The organism is Limnoglobus sp., assembly GCF_059499385.1.
In genome coordinates this window covers 19,664-33,756 of the sequence record NZ_JCABYM010000047.1, presented here as the reverse complement: position 1 = coordinate 33,756, position 14,093 = coordinate 19,664, and the positions used below count along the sequence as shown (strand labels likewise).

General features: G+C 68.9%; 14 protein-coding genes. 4 read left to right on the top strand and 10 right to left on the bottom strand.

Features of this window, described 5'->3' with window-relative positions; genetic code table 11:
* Positions 1-480: a hypothetical protein gene (locus AC5JJ2_RS08765; RefSeq protein ID WP_495857599.1), complete on the top strand. Its 480-nt coding sequence runs from the start codon at positions 1-3 to the stop codon at positions 478-480.
* Here AC5JJ2_RS08765 and AC5JJ2_RS08760 read toward each other — a convergent pair.
* Positions 470-2,488: a PPC domain-containing protein gene (locus AC5JJ2_RS08760; protein WP_495857598.1), complete on the bottom strand. Its 2,019-nt coding sequence runs from the start codon at positions 2,486-2,488 to the stop codon at positions 470-472. The genes AC5JJ2_RS08765 and AC5JJ2_RS08760 overlap by 11 nt on opposite strands.
* A gap of 250 nt (positions 2,489-2,738) precedes the next feature.
* Here AC5JJ2_RS08760 and AC5JJ2_RS08755 point away from each other — a divergent pair, with 250 nt between their 5' ends.
* Both AC5JJ2_RS08755 and AC5JJ2_RS08750 read left to right on the top strand, forming a co-directional pair.
* Complete coding sequence (locus AC5JJ2_RS08755) at positions 2,739-4,088, top strand: cystathionine beta-synthase (RefSeq protein WP_495857597.1); 1,350 nt, start codon at positions 2,739-2,741, stop codon at positions 4,086-4,088.
* Between the two features lie 222 nt (positions 4,089-4,310).
* Complete coding sequence (locus AC5JJ2_RS08750; protein WP_495857596.1) at positions 4,311-5,468, top strand: cystathionine gamma-synthase; 1,158 nt, start codon at positions 4,311-4,313, stop codon at positions 5,466-5,468.
* Positions 5,469-5,476: 8 nt separating this feature from the next.
* Here the strand turns inward: AC5JJ2_RS08750 and AC5JJ2_RS08745 are convergent, their stop codons facing one another.
* From AC5JJ2_RS08745 to AC5JJ2_RS08710, 8 genes are all read right to left on the bottom strand, one after another.
* The gene (locus tag AC5JJ2_RS08745; protein WP_495857595.1) at positions 5,477-5,851 is read right to left on the bottom strand and encodes a clan AA aspartic protease; all 375 of its coding nucleotides are present in this window, start codon (positions 5,849-5,851) and stop codon (positions 5,477-5,479) included.
* Positions 5,848-6,123, bottom strand: a complete 276-nt coding sequence (locus AC5JJ2_RS08740) for a hypothetical protein (RefSeq protein WP_495857594.1) — start codon at positions 6,121-6,123, stop codon at positions 5,848-5,850. Before AC5JJ2_RS08740 ends, AC5JJ2_RS08745 begins: the two co-directional genes overlap by 4 nt.
* A gap of 12 nt (positions 6,124-6,135) precedes the next feature.
* Positions 6,136-7,659, bottom strand: coding sequence for an RNA polymerase factor sigma-54 (gene rpoN / locus AC5JJ2_RS08735; protein WP_495857593.1), 1,524 nt, complete (start codon positions 7,657-7,659; stop codon positions 6,136-6,138).
* A 47-nt stretch (positions 7,660-7,706) separates the two neighbouring features.
* Complete coding sequence (recR, locus tag AC5JJ2_RS08730; protein WP_495857592.1) at positions 7,707-8,306, bottom strand: recombination mediator RecR; 600 nt, start codon at positions 8,304-8,306, stop codon at positions 7,707-7,709.
* A gap of 14 nt (positions 8,307-8,320) precedes the next feature.
* The gene (locus tag AC5JJ2_RS08725) at positions 8,321-8,674 is read right to left on the bottom strand and encodes a YbaB/EbfC family nucleoid-associated protein (protein ID WP_495857591.1); all 354 of its coding nucleotides are present in this window, start codon (positions 8,672-8,674) and stop codon (positions 8,321-8,323) included.
* A 2-nt stretch (positions 8,675-8,676) separates the two neighbouring features.
* On the bottom strand, positions 8,677-10,446 hold the full coding sequence (gene dnaX, locus AC5JJ2_RS08720) for a DNA polymerase III subunit gamma/tau (protein WP_495857590.1): 1,770 nt from the start codon (positions 10,444-10,446) through the stop codon (positions 8,677-8,679).
* Between the two features lie 191 nt (positions 10,447-10,637).
* Positions 10,638-11,456, bottom strand: coding sequence for a tryptophan synthase subunit alpha (trpA, locus tag AC5JJ2_RS08715; RefSeq protein WP_495857589.1), 819 nt, complete (start codon positions 11,454-11,456; stop codon positions 10,638-10,640).
* A 4-nt stretch (positions 11,457-11,460) separates the two neighbouring features.
* Positions 11,461-11,910 carry a DMT family transporter gene (locus tag AC5JJ2_RS08710; RefSeq protein WP_495857588.1) on the bottom strand — a complete coding sequence of 150 codons (450 nt, stop codon included), beginning with the start codon at positions 11,908-11,910 and terminating at the stop codon, positions 11,461-11,463.
* Positions 11,911-12,079: 169 nt separating this feature from the next.
* Here AC5JJ2_RS08710 and AC5JJ2_RS08705 point away from each other — a divergent pair, with 169 nt between their 5' ends.
* The gene (locus tag AC5JJ2_RS08705) at positions 12,080-12,967 is read left to right on the top strand and encodes a YsnF/AvaK domain-containing protein (RefSeq protein WP_495857587.1); all 888 of its coding nucleotides are present in this window, start codon (positions 12,080-12,082) and stop codon (positions 12,965-12,967) included.
* A gap of 131 nt (positions 12,968-13,098) precedes the next feature.
* Here AC5JJ2_RS08705 and AC5JJ2_RS08700 read toward each other — a convergent pair whose 3' ends face one another.
* Positions 13,099-13,803, bottom strand: a complete 705-nt coding sequence (locus AC5JJ2_RS08700) for a hypothetical protein (RefSeq protein ID WP_495857586.1) — start codon at positions 13,801-13,803, stop codon at positions 13,099-13,101.
* Positions 13,804-14,093: the final 290 nt, after the last annotated feature.

The window sequence follows — 14,093 nt, the reverse complement described above, 5'->3', positions numbered from 1 at the left end:
GTGTTAAAGCGTCTTCGTCCGCCGCCGCCGGGCGGCGAGTCCGTTCAGGTGTTGGAGCCGACCGCCCCGCCGCTGCCGGCCGGCGTGCCGGTCGTGAACCTCATCCCCGTCGGCGACGGCGGCCCGGCCCCGCTGCTGCCGGACCGCCGGAAGCGGCGGGCGAAGAAGGCCCCGCTCTGCCCGACGCCGCAGGAGGTCCAGCGGTTGCCGCGGACGGCGCGGGCCGCGTACCTCGCGCGGGTCGCGGACCGGGTCGCGCCGCTCGGGGCGCGGGTGGCGGACGCCGCCGCCGCCGCCGCCGTGCTCGTGCAGGTCGCCACCGACCCGGCGGAGTTGCTCTGGTTCCGCCGCGACTTCGACCGCCTCGCGAAGCTGGCCCGCAAGCACCACTGGACCGACGACACGCCGGTCCCGCCGTCCGTGTTCGGCCCCCTGTGGCCGAAGGGCCGCACCCCCGATTGGGCGAAGCCTACTTCTTGACCGTCACCAGGATCGGCTCGCTTGCGTAGCCGATCTTCACCACGAAGTTGACCGGCACGAACGCCTGCACCGCGACCGGCACGTCCTCGCACGCCGCGGCGTCGGCCGCCGCTTTCAGAACGATGTGTCCGACGCTGCCGTTCCCCAGCAGCGTCTTGCTCTTCGCCTCCACCATCGTCACGCCCGGCGGCAGCGGGTCGGCGTACTTCTGCCCGAGGTGACGCAGGATCACGTCGAGCGTCAGCGGCTTGTCGTAGTCGGCCCGCCGCTTCACCTGCACGTCGAGCTTCACCTCCTCGCCCGGCTTCAGCACCACCCTCGTCGGCTTCACCGTCACGTCCAGAATGTCGGACGCCTCCGTCACGGCGACGGCCGGCATCGTCGCGGGGAACCGGCCGCGGCCGCCGCCGGGCAGGTAGATTTCCTCGTCCGGCGTCGCCGTCCGCTCTTGGCCGTCGGCCGTGCCGACGACCCGCACCACGCCCGCCGCCGGCTTCGCGTCGGCCGCCGCGGACACGACCAGGCAGCCCTGCGTCATGTTGGCCGGGATCGTTAACGGGTTCACCGTCGCGCCCGGCGGCAGGCCGCGGACCTCGACCTTCACCGGGCCGGCGAAGCCGTTCGTGCGGCTCACCGTCACGTACCACGCGGTCCGGCTGCCGGGGCCGACCATCGCCTTCGACGGATCGACCTTCAGCGTGAAGTCCGGTTTCACCGGGGCCGCGGCCAGGAAGTAGCCGTACCCGTCGCCGCCCTTGTTGTTCAGGTCGCGGACGCGGAGCACGTACTCGCCGTCGGCCGGCGGCGCGAACGTCAGGGCCGCGTCCTTGCCGTTGGCGTCGTCGTTGCTCGCCAGCACCCGGCCGTCGGCCGTCATGATGTCGATCGTCGCGTCGATGCGAGATCGCAGCGGCGTGCCGAACCGCCGGGCGAACACCTCGAACCCGACGGCCGCCCCCTTCGCGCCGCGGAACGCGAAATGGTCCAGGTCTCGCTTCGCCCCGATGCGGGCGTTCACGCCGCCGGGGATGTTCAGCCGCGTCGCCTGCTTCGGCGTGTCGTTCGGTTCCGTCTCCGTCGTCAGTGGCAGGTCCGTCACGACGACTGCCACGGGGTTCGTTTCCAGCTTCTCGCGCGTCAGCTTCTCTTCGTGGACGCCGAGGGCGGACGGGGCGGTCAGCGTCCACGTCGCGGCGACGGTCTTCGCGCTGCCGACCGGCTCGACGGCCACCTTCACGCCGGGGTTCGCCGCGAGCGGGAAGGCGTGCGTGGCATACGGCTTGTCGGTCAGGGTGAGGGCATACGTCCACCGCGGGTCGCCGTCGTACTTCGCGTCGCGGATTTGGATCGTGTACGTGCCGTCGGCCGGGGCGGTGAACGTCAGCACCGGGTCGGCGAAGAACGCATCGTCGCTGGCCGTCAGTTCCCGCCCGGCCGCGTCGAGGACGGCGACGAGCGGATCGACGTGCTTTTGCAGGTCGTGAATCTTGTCCTGAATCCGGGCCGCGTGGACCTCGGCCGTGACCGTCTGCCCGGCCTTCGCGGCGAACGAGTAGTAATCGACGTTCTCCGCCGCCTCCGTCCGGCCGCACACGACGCACGGCAGCGTCACGGGCTGGGCCTTCTCCCGCGTGTTGATGCCGGGCTTCTCCGCGACGACGGGGTCGGCCGTGACGAGAAGTTGGCCGAGCGACGAGACGCCGAGTGTGGTCGCGAGGCGGAAGTCATGGACGCCGAGCTTCGCGTCCGCGGCGGCCGTCACCTTCAGCTTCACGGAGCGCGTCACGGCCTTCGCGTCCTTCGCGGGGAGAACCTCGGCCGTCAGCCCGGCCTGTTGGAACAGCACCTGGTACGCCCCGGCGAAGTTCATCTGCCCTTCGACCGTGACCTCGGCCGTGGTCCCGCGCTGGATCGCCGTCGGCGTGGCGTGCGTGACCATCGGGAACGACGTTTGCGCGAATGCGAACGCAGGGGCGACGGCGGCGAGCGCGGCGAGGAGGAAACGCATCTGAGGCTCCGAAGTGCGGACCGGCGGGATGCGTCTATCGTGCCCGATTCCGCGGCCGACGGCCAGAGGAAACTCATAGTAGTAGGCACACTCCGTGTGCCGTCTCCTTTATGCTCCCAGAGAGTTGGTCCAAGTCGCCGCGACCGACAGCAGACGGCACACGGAGTGTGCCTACTACTTTGCCGTAGGCGCGCGCCGACGCCGGCGATTAGCCTGAAGGGTGTTTCCCGCGACCGCACAGGAGGTGCCGATGCACGACAACATCCTCCAGTCCATCGGCCGCACGCCGCTGGTCCGCCTCCGCCGCGTGACGGACGGGCTGGCCCCGACCATCGCGGCGAAGGTCGAGGCGATGAACCCCGGCGGCAGCACGAAGGACCGCGTCGCCGTCGCGATGATCGCCGACGCCGAGAAGCGGGGGTGGCTGCGGCCCGGCGGCACGATCATCGAGGCGACGGCCGGCAACACCGGCGTCGGCCTCGCGATGGCCGCCGCGGTGAAGGGTTACCGGTGCATCTTCGTCCTGCCGGACAAGATGAGCAGCGAGAAGATCGGCCTGCTGAAGGCTTACGGGGCGGAAGTCGTCATCACGCCGACGAACGTGGCCCCGGACTCGCCGGACAGTTACAACGGCGTCGCCGACCGGCTCAGCCGCGAAATCCCCGGCGCGTGGCGGCCGAACCAGTTCACGAATTTATCCAATCCGGAAATCCACTACCGCACGACCGGCCCGGAGCTGTGGGAGCAGACCGACGGCCGCGTGACGTGCGTGGTCGGCGGCGTCGGGACCGGCGGCACGCTCTCCGGCGTCGGCAAGTACCTGAAGGAACGCAACCCGGACGTGAAGGTGATCGGCGCGGACCCGGAAGGCTCCGTCCTGTCCGGCGGCACGCCGGCCGGGTGGAAGGTGGAAGGCATCGGCGAGGACTTCGTGCCGAAGACGTTCAACAGCCAGCTCGTGGACGACTGGGTACGGGTCAGCGACGCGGAGAGCTTCCACACGGCGCGGGAGGTCGCGCGGCGGGAGGGGATCCTCGTCGGCGGGTCGTGCGGCACGGCGCTGGCCGCGGGGTTGCGGTACGCCCGCCGGCTGACCGCGACCGACCTCATGGTCGTGATCTGCCCGGACACGGGGCGGAACTACCTCAGCAAGATGTACGACGACGCGTGGCTGGCCGCGAACAAGCTCCAGTGGGTCCCCGAGGTGGCGCACACCGTCGGCGACCTGCTGCACAAGCGCGGCGAGCGGCCGCTGTTCACGATCCGGCCCGATTCCACCGCGGCGGAAGCGATCGAGATGCTGCAAACGGCCGGCATCTCGCAACTGCCGGTGCTGGACGGCGGCAAGCCGATCGGCAGCGTGCAGGAGGTGACGCTCGCCCGCATCCTGCACGACCACCGCGACCCGGCGCAGGTTCCCGTCGGCGAGATCATGGCCCGCCCGCTGCCACAGCTCGACGTGGCGACGCACCTGGACGAGGCGTACCGGCTGCTGCTGTCCGGCAACACCGGCGTCCTGGCGACGAGCGGCGGCGAGGTCGTCGGCATCGTCACGCGGATTGATTTGATCGACTACTGGACGAAGAAGCCGGCGGCGTGATTGCTAAGTCGGGTCGAGGCTTTGCGAGGCTCGGCCTCAACCCGGCGAGCGACCGGGCTTGACCCGGTCGGCCTGTATGCCCCGGACGCCTTCGCCGGACTGCCGCGGGCGTCGCCGGCGTGGGAAGGCCGGCGGGGTCAAGCCCCGCCGCTCGCCAGGACTGTCGGGCCTCGTCGCAAAGCCCCCTCGACCCGACCTACAAGGACCACAAGGAACCCCCGCATGGCCGACACCGAACACCACGGCTTCAGCACGCTCGCCATCCACGCCGGGCAGCCGCCGGACCCGGCGACCGGCGCGACGGTCGTGCCGATCTCCGTCAGCTCCACGTTCACCCAGGCCGCGCCCGGCGACCACAAGGGGTACGAGTACGCCCGCAGCGGCAACCCCACCCGCGCGGCGCTCGAGAGCTGCCTCGCCGCCATCGAGGGCGGGGACCGCGGCCTCGCGTTCGCGTCCGGCCTCGCCGCGACCACGGCCGTCTTCCAGGCGCTGCTGAAGCCCGGCGACGAGGTCGTCGCGGCCGCCGACCTGTACGGCGGCACGTTCCGCCTGCTGGACAAGGTGTTCAAGCCGTGGGGCCTCACCACGCACTACACCGACGATTCCTCCGCCGCCGGGTTCGCGAAGCTCGTCACGCCGAGGACGAAGCTCGTCTGGATCGAGACGCCGACGAACCCGCTGCTGCAAATCCTCGACATCGCGGCCATCGCGGACGTTTCCAAGAAGGCCGGGGCGCTGCTGGCGGTGGACAACACGTTCGCGTCGCCGTACCTGCAGCAGCCGTTGAAGCTCGGCGCGGACCTCGTCGTCCACAGCACGACGAAGTACCTCGGCGGGCACTCGGACGTGATCGGCGGGGCGGTCGTCGGCCGGCGGGAGCCGCTCGACGCGATCAAGTTCTACCAGAACGCGGCCGGGGCCGTGCCGGGGCCGTTCGACTGCTACCTGACGCTCCGCGGCATCAAGACGCTGGCCGTGCGGATGGACCGACACTGCGCGAACGCCGCGGAGCTGGCCGAGTGGCTATCGAAGCAGCCGCAGGTGGCGAAGGTCTACTACCCCGGCCTGCCGTCACACCCCGGCCGGGCGGTCGCGGCGAAGCAGATGCGGTCGTTCGGCGGGATGATCTCGTTGCAGTTGCACGGCGGGGCGGACGCGGCCCGGCGGTTCCTGACGCGGACGAAGCTGTTCAGCCTGGCGGAGAGCCTGGGCGGGGTGGAGTCGCTGGTGAACCACCCGGCGACGATGACGCACGCGAGCATCCCGAAGGCCGTCCGCGAGGCCCGCGGCGTGGACGACGGGCTGATCCGGCTGAGCGTCGGCATCGAGGACGTGGCCGACCTGCGGCAAGACCTGGCGGCCGCGATGGGCGGGTAGCCGCGCCACTACGGCGTCGGAAGCGGTTTGATCTCGACGGCCCCGCCGACCACTGCTTCGACGCGGAGTTCGTGGCCGGCGAGCAGGCCCATGCCGATCAAAGGAACGCTGCCAACGGCGGCGACGACAACCGGACGGCGGTGGCCAAACCATTCGATCTCTGCGTCGTACCGGTCTATGTCGAGGATTGTGCCGTCCGCCATGACCATTTGACTTGTCATGAAGTAATCCAACACGAGCGCTGAGATAATGTGATCGGGTAGGGTGATCTTCTCCGTGAACCCAGTGTCAATGACGCATGTTACGTCCTGAAACCCACCGGACGGGCCGTAGACCCGCAGGGGCAACTCCGCTTCGAGCCGGGCATTGACTCGACCGTTCATTCCTCCACCACAAGGCGTGGTGTCCGGAGGGTTGCGGCCGCTCTGTGCCCGACACGCACGAGCCAAAGTCGCTCGGCCGGGTAGCGGTCGCGCATTCGCCGACAGACAATGTAGTCGTCCGCGTCGATCTCGTAGTCGCCGGTCTCGATGTCGATGGCCACGTACTTGTTCTCGTCCTCCGGTCCTAACTTCGGGCGGACGTGCCGCTCGAACGCCTCCTGCCCGCGGCGGGCGATCTCCGCGCGCCGTTCCGCGTCTGCCTTCGCGACCATGTTCGCCCTCCCTCAGCTGCTCGTCACCGCCCAGTCCTTCCGCTGGCGGCTGGACGGGATGCTCATCGCCTCGCGGTACTTCGTCACCGTCCGCCGGGCCACCGTCAGCCCGAACGCCTTGAACTTCTCCACGATCTCCTCGTCCGATAGCGGCTTCGCTTTGTCCTCCGCCGCGATGATCTCCTGCAGCTTCTGCTTGATCGTTTCCCACGCCACGTCCTCGCCGGTCTGCGCGTTCTTCGTGCCGCCGCCGAAGAACCGCCGCAGCGGGAACACGCCGCGGGGCGTCTCCACCCACTTGTCGTCCACCGCCCGGCTCACCGTCGTCACGTGGACGCCGACCTTCTCCGCGATCTGCTCCATCTTCAGCGGCTGGATGTGGTCCGGCCCCTTCTCCAGGAACCCCCGCTGGTACGACATGATCTCCCGGATCACCTTCGTCAGCGTGTTCCGCCGCTGCTCGATCGCCTCCACCAGCCAGTTCGCCATGCGGTACTTCTTGACCAGCTCCTCCCGCACCTTCGCGTCCACGGTCTTGTCCTTCAACTGGTCGGCGAACTTCGTGTTCACCCGCACGTTCGGCGTCCAGTCCTTCGTCAGCTTGATGTCGAACTCGCCCTCGTCCGTCCACGTCACGACGGCGTCCGGGACGACGAACTGCGTCCCCTCGGAGACGAACCGCGCCCCCGGCCGCGGGTCGAGCCGCTTCAGCTCGTCGATGGCTTCCTTGATCGTCTCGATGTCCGCCCCGGTCCGCCGCTGGATCGCCGGCAGCCGGTTGTGGGCCACGTCCTCCAGGTGGTGCTGGATGATCGCCGACACGAGGTCCGCGTGCTCGATGTCGTCGTCCACTTGCAGGAGCAGGCACTCCTTCGTGTCCCGCGCCCCGACGCCGGCGGGTTCGAGCTTGTGGATGACGTGCAGCGCGTCCTCGACCTCGGCGAGCGTCACCGCCCGGCCGAACGTCGCCTCGTAGGTGCTGGCGAGTTCGTCGAACGGCAGTTGCCGCGGGGTGCGGCGGTCCGGGTCGTGGTGCAGGAGGTAGCCGTTCTCGTCCAGGTGCGAGATCAGGAACTCGGTCAGCTCCTTCTCGTCCGGCGTCAGGTCGAGGTAGCCGAGTTGCTCGTTGAGGTGCTCCTGCAACGACTGCGGCGTGTCGGCGACGTTCTGCATCGCCTCCAGCTTCTTGTCCCCGAGTTCGTCGCGGAGCGACCGGCTGGGGCGGTGGTCCTCGTTGAAGTGGTCGCCCCAGTCGCGGTTGATCTCGTCCATCCGGGCGAACTCGATGTCCCCGGTCTCGTCGTGCTTCAGCGGGGCGTCGGCGTTGAAGTCCCCCTCCGCCGGGGTCGCTTCCGTCGTGGAGTGTTTCTCCTTCACCTCCAGGAACGGGTTCTCTTGCAGTTCCGTGGTGAGCTTCTCCTGCAACTGCATGACGGACAGTTGCAGCACCTCCATCGACTGGATCATCCGCGGGGCCAGGTGCATCCCCATCTGCTGCTTCTGGTGCAGCCCCATCCCCATGTTCATGCCGCTCATGCCTTGTCCTCTCGCGGTCCGCTCTGGGTCGCGGGTGGGTGTCAGGTTCAAAAGGCTTTTCGGCCGTCGAGTGCGTCGGCCAGTATCTGCGAGTTTACCAACTCCAACGACGCCCCCGCCGGGACGCCACGGGCCAGTCTGGTAATGGCTACGCCCGTGCCAGCTAACAAATTCGATGCCAACAGCGCCGTGCCGTCGCCTTCCAGCGTCGGGCTGGTCGCGAGGATGACTTCCTTCACGCCGCCTTTCCTGACGCGCTGCACGAGCTGCGTCAGGGTTAACCTGTCGGGGCCGACGTTCTCGAGCGGGGCGAGTCGGCCGCCCAACACGTGGTACACGCCGCGGTACGTCCCGGCCCGCTCGAACAGCCCCACGTCCCGCGGCGTCTCGACGACGCACACGAGGCCCGCGTCCCGCCGCCGGTCGGAGCAGATCGGGCACAGCTCGCCTTCCGTGAGGTTGAAGCACTCCCGGCACGGCCGCACCCGCTCGACCACCCCGCGTAGCGCCTCGGCGAGCGTCACCGCGACGTTCCGGTCCCCGGCGAGCAGGAAGTGGGCGATCCGCTCCGCGCTCTTCGGCCCGACGCCGGGGAGCTTCTCCAACTCGTCGAGCAGCGACTGAATCGCGGGGACGGCTTCCGTCATGACAGTTCCAACTATTAGCCCAGGCCGGGGAAGCCGCCGCCGCTCAACATGCCCGGCGGCAGGCCCATCGCGGCCGCGACCTTCTGCGTTTCCGCCGCGACCTGCTCGCGGGCCTTCGCCATCGCCGCGTTCACGGCCGCGACGATCAGGTCCTCGAGCATCTCGCGGTCGCCGAGCTTGTGGGCCTCGTCGGAGAGCTTCACGCCGAGGAGCTCCATCCGGCCGTTGACTTTCGCGGTGACGAACCCGCCGCCGGCCGTCGCCTCGGTCGTAATCTTGCCGACCGACTCCTGGAACTTCTGCATTTCCTCCTGGAGCTTGCCGCGGTTGCCCAGCAGGTTCATCATGGAGCCGAGTTCTTTGAACATGGTCACTCCTCGTCGTCGGGTGGCGTCTCGGGGGCGGCGACCGGCACGGGGTCGGCGGCCGGGGCCGCGCCGGCGAGCGGGTTGAAGCCGGGGTCGATCTTCACGACCTGCGCCCCCAGCACGTCCGCCGCGGCCCGGAACAACGGTAGCTCCGAAACCGCCTTCCGGGTCAGGCCCGTCGGCCCGGCGGACCGGGTCGCATCGCCCGCGCCCGGCGAGGCCGCTTCCCTGGTCTTCTCGACCCGGACCGCCCAGTCCGCGCCGGTGATCTTCTTCAGCGCCAGCCGCATCGCCTCGACGGTCGATTCGCTGGCGACCGACTCGTACGCGGCAGTATACGCATCCGGGAAGCGGATTACCAGCGAATTTGGCCCGGAAATTGCAGGTAATTGGGCTTGACGGAGGTGATTTCCGCGAATCGGCCCCAATTGCTCGATTAATCGCGGCCAAAACTCGGCCGCACTCATCTCGCCGTTGCCACCCTGGGCAGCGGCGTGCCCGTTTTTGGAACCTTCAGTTCCGGTCAGGAACTTTTTTTTTGAAGAATCGACCGGCTGTACCGTCGGCGGGAGAACCTTCACGGCCGGGGCCGTGCCGTTGCCGACGACGGCCGCCGCGAGTTGGCCCACGGACAGCAACTCGTCGAGCCGCGCGAGCCGGACGACGGCGAGTTCGAGCAGTACCTGGACGTGCGTGCTGCCGCGTACCTTCTGCTTGGTGGCGGCGAGGATGTCGATCCCGGCGAGGACGGTGTCGAGGCTCCGCGAACCCGCGTGGGCCTTCATCTTCTCCAGCAGCGTCGGCGTCGCGTTGATGTCGGCGAAGTCCGGCCCGGCGGTGAGGAGCAGCATCATGCCCCGCCAGTAGTCGACGAGCTGGTCGATCAGCTCGCCGAGCTGCATCCCACGGGCGGCGGCCTCGTGGACGTGTTCCAACCCCGTCTTCGCGTCGCCGGTCAGGATCGCGTCGGCGAGCTGCGCGACGCGGTCGTCGGACGCCGTCCCGAACAGCGAATGCACCTTCTCGGCGGTGAGGTGGCCGTCGCTGAACGCCATCATCTGGTCGAGCAGCGACTGCGAGTCCCGCATCGACCCCGCGGCCCGCTTCGCGATGATGTGCAGCGCGTCGTCGTCGGCCTTCAACCCTTCCTTGGCGACGACGATCTTCAAAGCCGCGAAGATTTTCGCCGTACTCACGTGGGCGAAGTCGAACCGCTGGCAGCGGGACAAGATGGTGATCGGGATCTTCTGCACTTCCGTCGTGGCGAAGATGAACTTCACGTGCGGCGGCGGCTCCTCCAGCGTCTTGAGCAGCGCGTTGAACGCGCCCGTGGAGAGCATGTGGACTTCGTCGATGATGTAAATCTTGTACCGCGCCCGCGTCGGCCGGAAGCCGACGTTGCTCCGCAGGTCGCGGATTTCGTCCACCTTGTTGTTGCTCGCGCCGTCGATCTCGAGCACGTCCACGTCCTCGCCGACGGCCACGGCCTTGCAGATGTCGCACTGGTCGCACGGCGTGGGTGTCGGCCCGGTGACGCAGTTGAGGCACTTCGCGAGGATGCGGGCGGAGGACGTTTTGCCGACGCCGCGTGCCCCCGTGAAGAGATACGCGTGGGCGACGCGGCCGGACGTGAGCGCGTTGGTGAGGGCGTTCGCGACGTGTTCCTGGCCGATCAGGTCCGCGAACTGCTGCGGCCGGTAGCGGCGGGCGACGACCGTGTACTCGGCCGGCGGCGGGGGGTTGTCGGGGGGCTTGGGTTTCGCTTTCGCCATCGTCCCACGTCCTGCGGACAAGTGAAGATGGAGGCGATTGTATCCGGGATGGGGTCGTCTCGCGAGTCGGAAGAATGGCCCGCAGATGACGCGGACTTCGGCGCAGATGAAAACCGGATAAAACCAAAGTCAATTCTCGGTCTTGATCCTCTTCATCTGCGCCGAAGTCCGCGTCATCTGCGGGCCATTGTTTAGCCCGCCGGGTTCAGCGCCGCCACCAGCTCCGCGACGGTCGCCCGCAGCTCCGCCAGCGCCGTCTCGCGTTGCCCCGGTTGGCCGGCCTGTTCGAGTTTCCGCACCATCGCCGTGCCGACGATCACGCCGTCGGCGATCTCCCGCAGCTCCGTCACGTGCGCCGGCTTGCTCACCCCGAACCCGACGCACAGCGGCAGGTCGGTCATCGCCCGCAGCCGGGTCAGCATGTCGCGGAGCGACGACGGCAAGCGGTCCCGCTCGCCGGTGATGCCGACGATGCTCACCACGTAGACGAACCCGCCGCACGCCTTCACCACCTTCTCCGCCCGCGCCGGCGAGGTCGTCGGCGTCACGAGCAGGATCGGCTTGAAGTCGTGGTCGGCCGCCACCTTCGCGAACTCCTCCGCCTCCTCGACCGGCAGGTCCGGCAGCACCGCCCCGCTCAGGCCGGCCGCCTTCGCCTGCCGGATGAACGCCGCCGCGCCCCGTTTGTAGATGAGCGTGTACGACCCCATCGCCGCCAGCGGCGTCCGCCAGCCGGGTTGCGTTGAAGTCTGCTTCAGCGTCTCGAACAAGTCGGCGAGCTTGAGCTTTGCGTTCAGCGCCCGTGTGTACGACGCCTGAATCACGGGGCCGTCCGCGATCGGGTCGGAGAACGGCAACCCGACCTCGACGAGGTGCGCCCCCGCTTCCGCGACGGCCGTGAGCGCCGCCTTCGTGAACGCGAGGTCCGGGTCGCCGCCGGTCAGGAACGGCATGAAGGCTTTTTTGCCGGCGGACCGCAGGTCGCGGAAGAGTGCGTCGATCGGGTTCATGCGTTCACAGATACTTGATGCAGACGACGCCGGCCACTACGAGGACCGCGCCGAGCACCCGGCCGAGCGTGATCGGTTGCTCCTTCAGGCCCATCAGGGCGAAGTGGTCCAGTAGCATCGAGCAGACGAGCTGCCCGCCGACGACGAGCGCGATGAACGCGGCCGCGCCGAGTTCTTTCGTCAGCGTCGCGCCGGCGAGCACGATCAGCGCGCCGAGCGGCCCGCCGACCCAGTTCCACCACTCGGTTTGCCTCACGCCCGCCCACGACGGGACCGGCGGCCGCGTGGCGAGCATGTAAAAGGTAGCGGTCAGGATCGTGCCGCAGATCGAGAAGTACGCGGCGTACCACTGGCTGTCGAGGTGCTGCCGGAGGCGGGCGTTGGCGCTGGCCTGGAGGGCGATGCAGCAGCCGGCCCCGGCCGCGAGCAGGGCGAAGACGACGGTGGGGTTCATGCCGGGTATGGTATGAACCCCGCCCGGCGGCCGCGGGGTGGGCAAAGCGTTTCCACTCCGGCCGTCCGCCGGCCGGCGGCACCCCCTTTGCCGGATCAATTCCAGGCAGAGGGCGGAGCCAGTCCCGAGCTGCCTTGGAACCGGCTGGCGTTGGATGGTGGGTCTTGTCATGGCGAAGAAAAATCAAACGGCGGTGGCCGTATTCAACACCCGCGAGCGTGCGGACGCGGCGGTGGAAGACCTAATCCGCTCCGGGTACGACCGCGACCAGATCAGCGTCGTGGCCCGCGACGCGGACGGGAAGGTGCGCAGCGAAGGTGGCGACACCTACGCCGAGGAAGGGGCGACCGCCGGCGTGGTCGCCGGGGCGGGCGTGGCCGGCCTCGCGTCCCTCGGCATGTCGTTCGGCGTCATCCCGGTCATCGGGCCGGTGCTCGCCGTCGGGCCGATCGTCGCGGCGCTACTCAGCGCCGCCGGCGGGGCCGCGGCGGCCGGCCTCACCGGCTGGCTGATCGGGTCGGGCATCCCGGAAGAGGACGCCGCGTTCTACGAGGGGGCGGTCAAGTCCGGCCGCTACCTCGTGACCGTGCAGGGGGCGAAGCGGGACGAGGCGTTCGCCTCACTCCGGAAGAGCGGCGGGTACGACCACGCGTCGGCGTCCGCCGAGGACCGCAAGCTCGAGGTCGTGGAGGAGCAACTGCACGCCCGCAAGCAGAAGGTCCGGGCCGGCGAGGTGACCGTCCGCAAAGAGGTCACGACCGAGACGAAGTCGATCGACGTGCCGGTCGAGCGGGAGGAAGTCGTGATCGAGCGGCGGGCCGCCGGCGGCCGGGTCGCGTCCGGCGACCTCAAGCCCGGCGAGGTGATCCGCGTCCCCGTCTCGGAGGAGAGGGTGACGGTCCAGAAGACGCCGGTGGTGACGGAAGAGGTCACCGTCGGCAAGCGGAAGGTTCACGAGACGGAACACGTCTCCGACACGGTGAAGAAGGAGAAGGTGAAGGTCGAGAAGACCGGCGACGTGAAGGTCAAGGGCGACGGCCGCGGGTCGAAGGGCTAGCCCGAGGTCGGTTTTTAACGCCGCGAGCCGCCCCGGCGACAAGCCGGGGCGGCTCGCGGCGTTAAACGCCGCACCCCCGGCGTTTCGGCCGGGGGTGCGGGGAAGGAGTCTGACGGGACCCTTTCGACTCGTTACGCCTTCTTGAGCAGCTTCCGCCGCAGGCCGAGGACCGGCAGCGCGGCCAGCGCCAGGAGGGCCGCCGGCGGGGCCGGCACGTCGGTCGTCGGCGGCGGCTCGGTGATCGTCACGTTCGCGATGCTGAAGTCGGCCGAGGAGGTCGAGGCCCCGCTCGTCACGTCCCGGTTCAGCACCAGCTCGATCTGCGTCACGCCCGCCAGGTTCACGCCGGCGAACCCGGTCAGGTCGAACGACAGGTTCGTCGGGGAGGTCACGAGGCCGACTTGCGTGGCCGTGGTCGTCCCGTCGCCGACGCTGACGGAGAACGGCACGCCGAGGTCGGTCGAGGTGAACTGGAAGTTCAGGATCGTGCCGCCGGCGGACAAGTCGAGGCCGGCGTAGGTGTACGCGAGGCTGGCGAACGCCGTCGTGCCGGTCGTCGTGTTCAGCACGAACCGGCCGCCGAGGGTGGTGTTGCCGATCACGCCGCTGGTCTGGTTGGCCAGGCCGAACGTGTTCTGCGTCTGGGTGACGGTCAGCGTCCGGTTGCCGTCCACCTGCGTGTACACCGACGGCACGGCCGCGTCGAGCGAGTAGGTGACGCCGGGGTCCGGGGTGGTGAAGTCGTCGATGACGATGTCGGCCTTCGCCTGGCCCGCGGCCCCGAGGACGAGGGCGGCGAGGGCGACGACGGCCCGGCGGAAGCTTAAGGCACGCACGAAGGTCACGTTGAGGCTCCTTGCAGCAACGGGTACTCCGGCGACCCCGGCGGGCCGCGTGGACGGAGGACGGACCGGGTAGACCCGGCAGGCAGTAGATTACCGAGACGAGTTTTCCGAAGCAATCAGAATTTCCGATTGCGCCGGTCGCACGGGTTGCACCTGCGGGACGAAAGCTGAGGCACGATCAATGCCAGGGTTCGCGACGCAGACGGTGTGAGGTTGATTTCGTCGATTCGAGTGCCAGATTCGGCCGCGAACTGTTGAAATGGGTAGGTTGCGCGTTAACG

Bases quoted from the DNA above. Each gene is read 5' to 3' on its own strand.
- AC5JJ2_RS08745 (WP_495857595.1), bottom strand. From the start codon at position 5,851: ATGAACGGTCGAGTCAATGCCCGGCTCGAAGCGGAGTTGCCCCTGCGG.
- rpoN (WP_495857593.1), bottom strand. From the start codon at position 7,659: ATGAGCGGCATGAACATGGGGATGGGGCTGCACCAGAAGCAGCAGATG.
- AC5JJ2_RS08710 (WP_495857588.1), bottom strand. From the start codon at position 11,910: ATGAACCCCACCGTCGTCTTCGCCCTGCTCGCGGCCGGGGCCGGCTGC.
- AC5JJ2_RS08740 (WP_495857594.1), bottom strand. From the start codon at position 6,123: ATGGTCGCGAAGGCAGACGCGGAACGGCGCGCGGAGATCGCCCGCCGC.
- recR (WP_495857592.1), bottom strand. From the start codon at position 8,306: ATGACGGAAGCCGTCCCCGCGATTCAGTCGCTGCTCGACGAGTTGGAG.
- AC5JJ2_RS08755 (WP_495857597.1), top strand. From the start codon at position 2,739: ATGCACGACAACATCCTCCAGTCCATCGGCCGCACGCCGCTGGTCCGC.
- AC5JJ2_RS08750 (WP_495857596.1), top strand. From the start codon at position 4,311: ATGGCCGACACCGAACACCACGGCTTCAGCACGCTCGCCATCCACGCC.
- AC5JJ2_RS08705 (WP_495857587.1), top strand. From the start codon at position 12,080: ATGGCGAAGAAAAATCAAACGGCGGTGGCCGTATTCAACACCCGCGAG.
- dnaX (WP_495857590.1), bottom strand. From the start codon at position 10,446: ATGGCGAAAGCGAAACCCAAGCCCCCCGACAACCCCCCGCCGCCGGCC.
- trpA (WP_495857589.1), bottom strand. From the start codon at position 11,456: ATGAACCCGATCGACGCACTCTTCCGCGACCTGCGGTCCGCCGGCAAA.
- AC5JJ2_RS08760 (WP_495857598.1), bottom strand. From the start codon at position 2,488: ATGCGTTTCCTCCTCGCCGCGCTCGCCGCCGTCGCCCCTGCGTTCGCA.
- AC5JJ2_RS08725 (WP_495857591.1), bottom strand. From the start codon at position 8,674: ATGTTCAAAGAACTCGGCTCCATGATGAACCTGCTGGGCAACCGCGGC.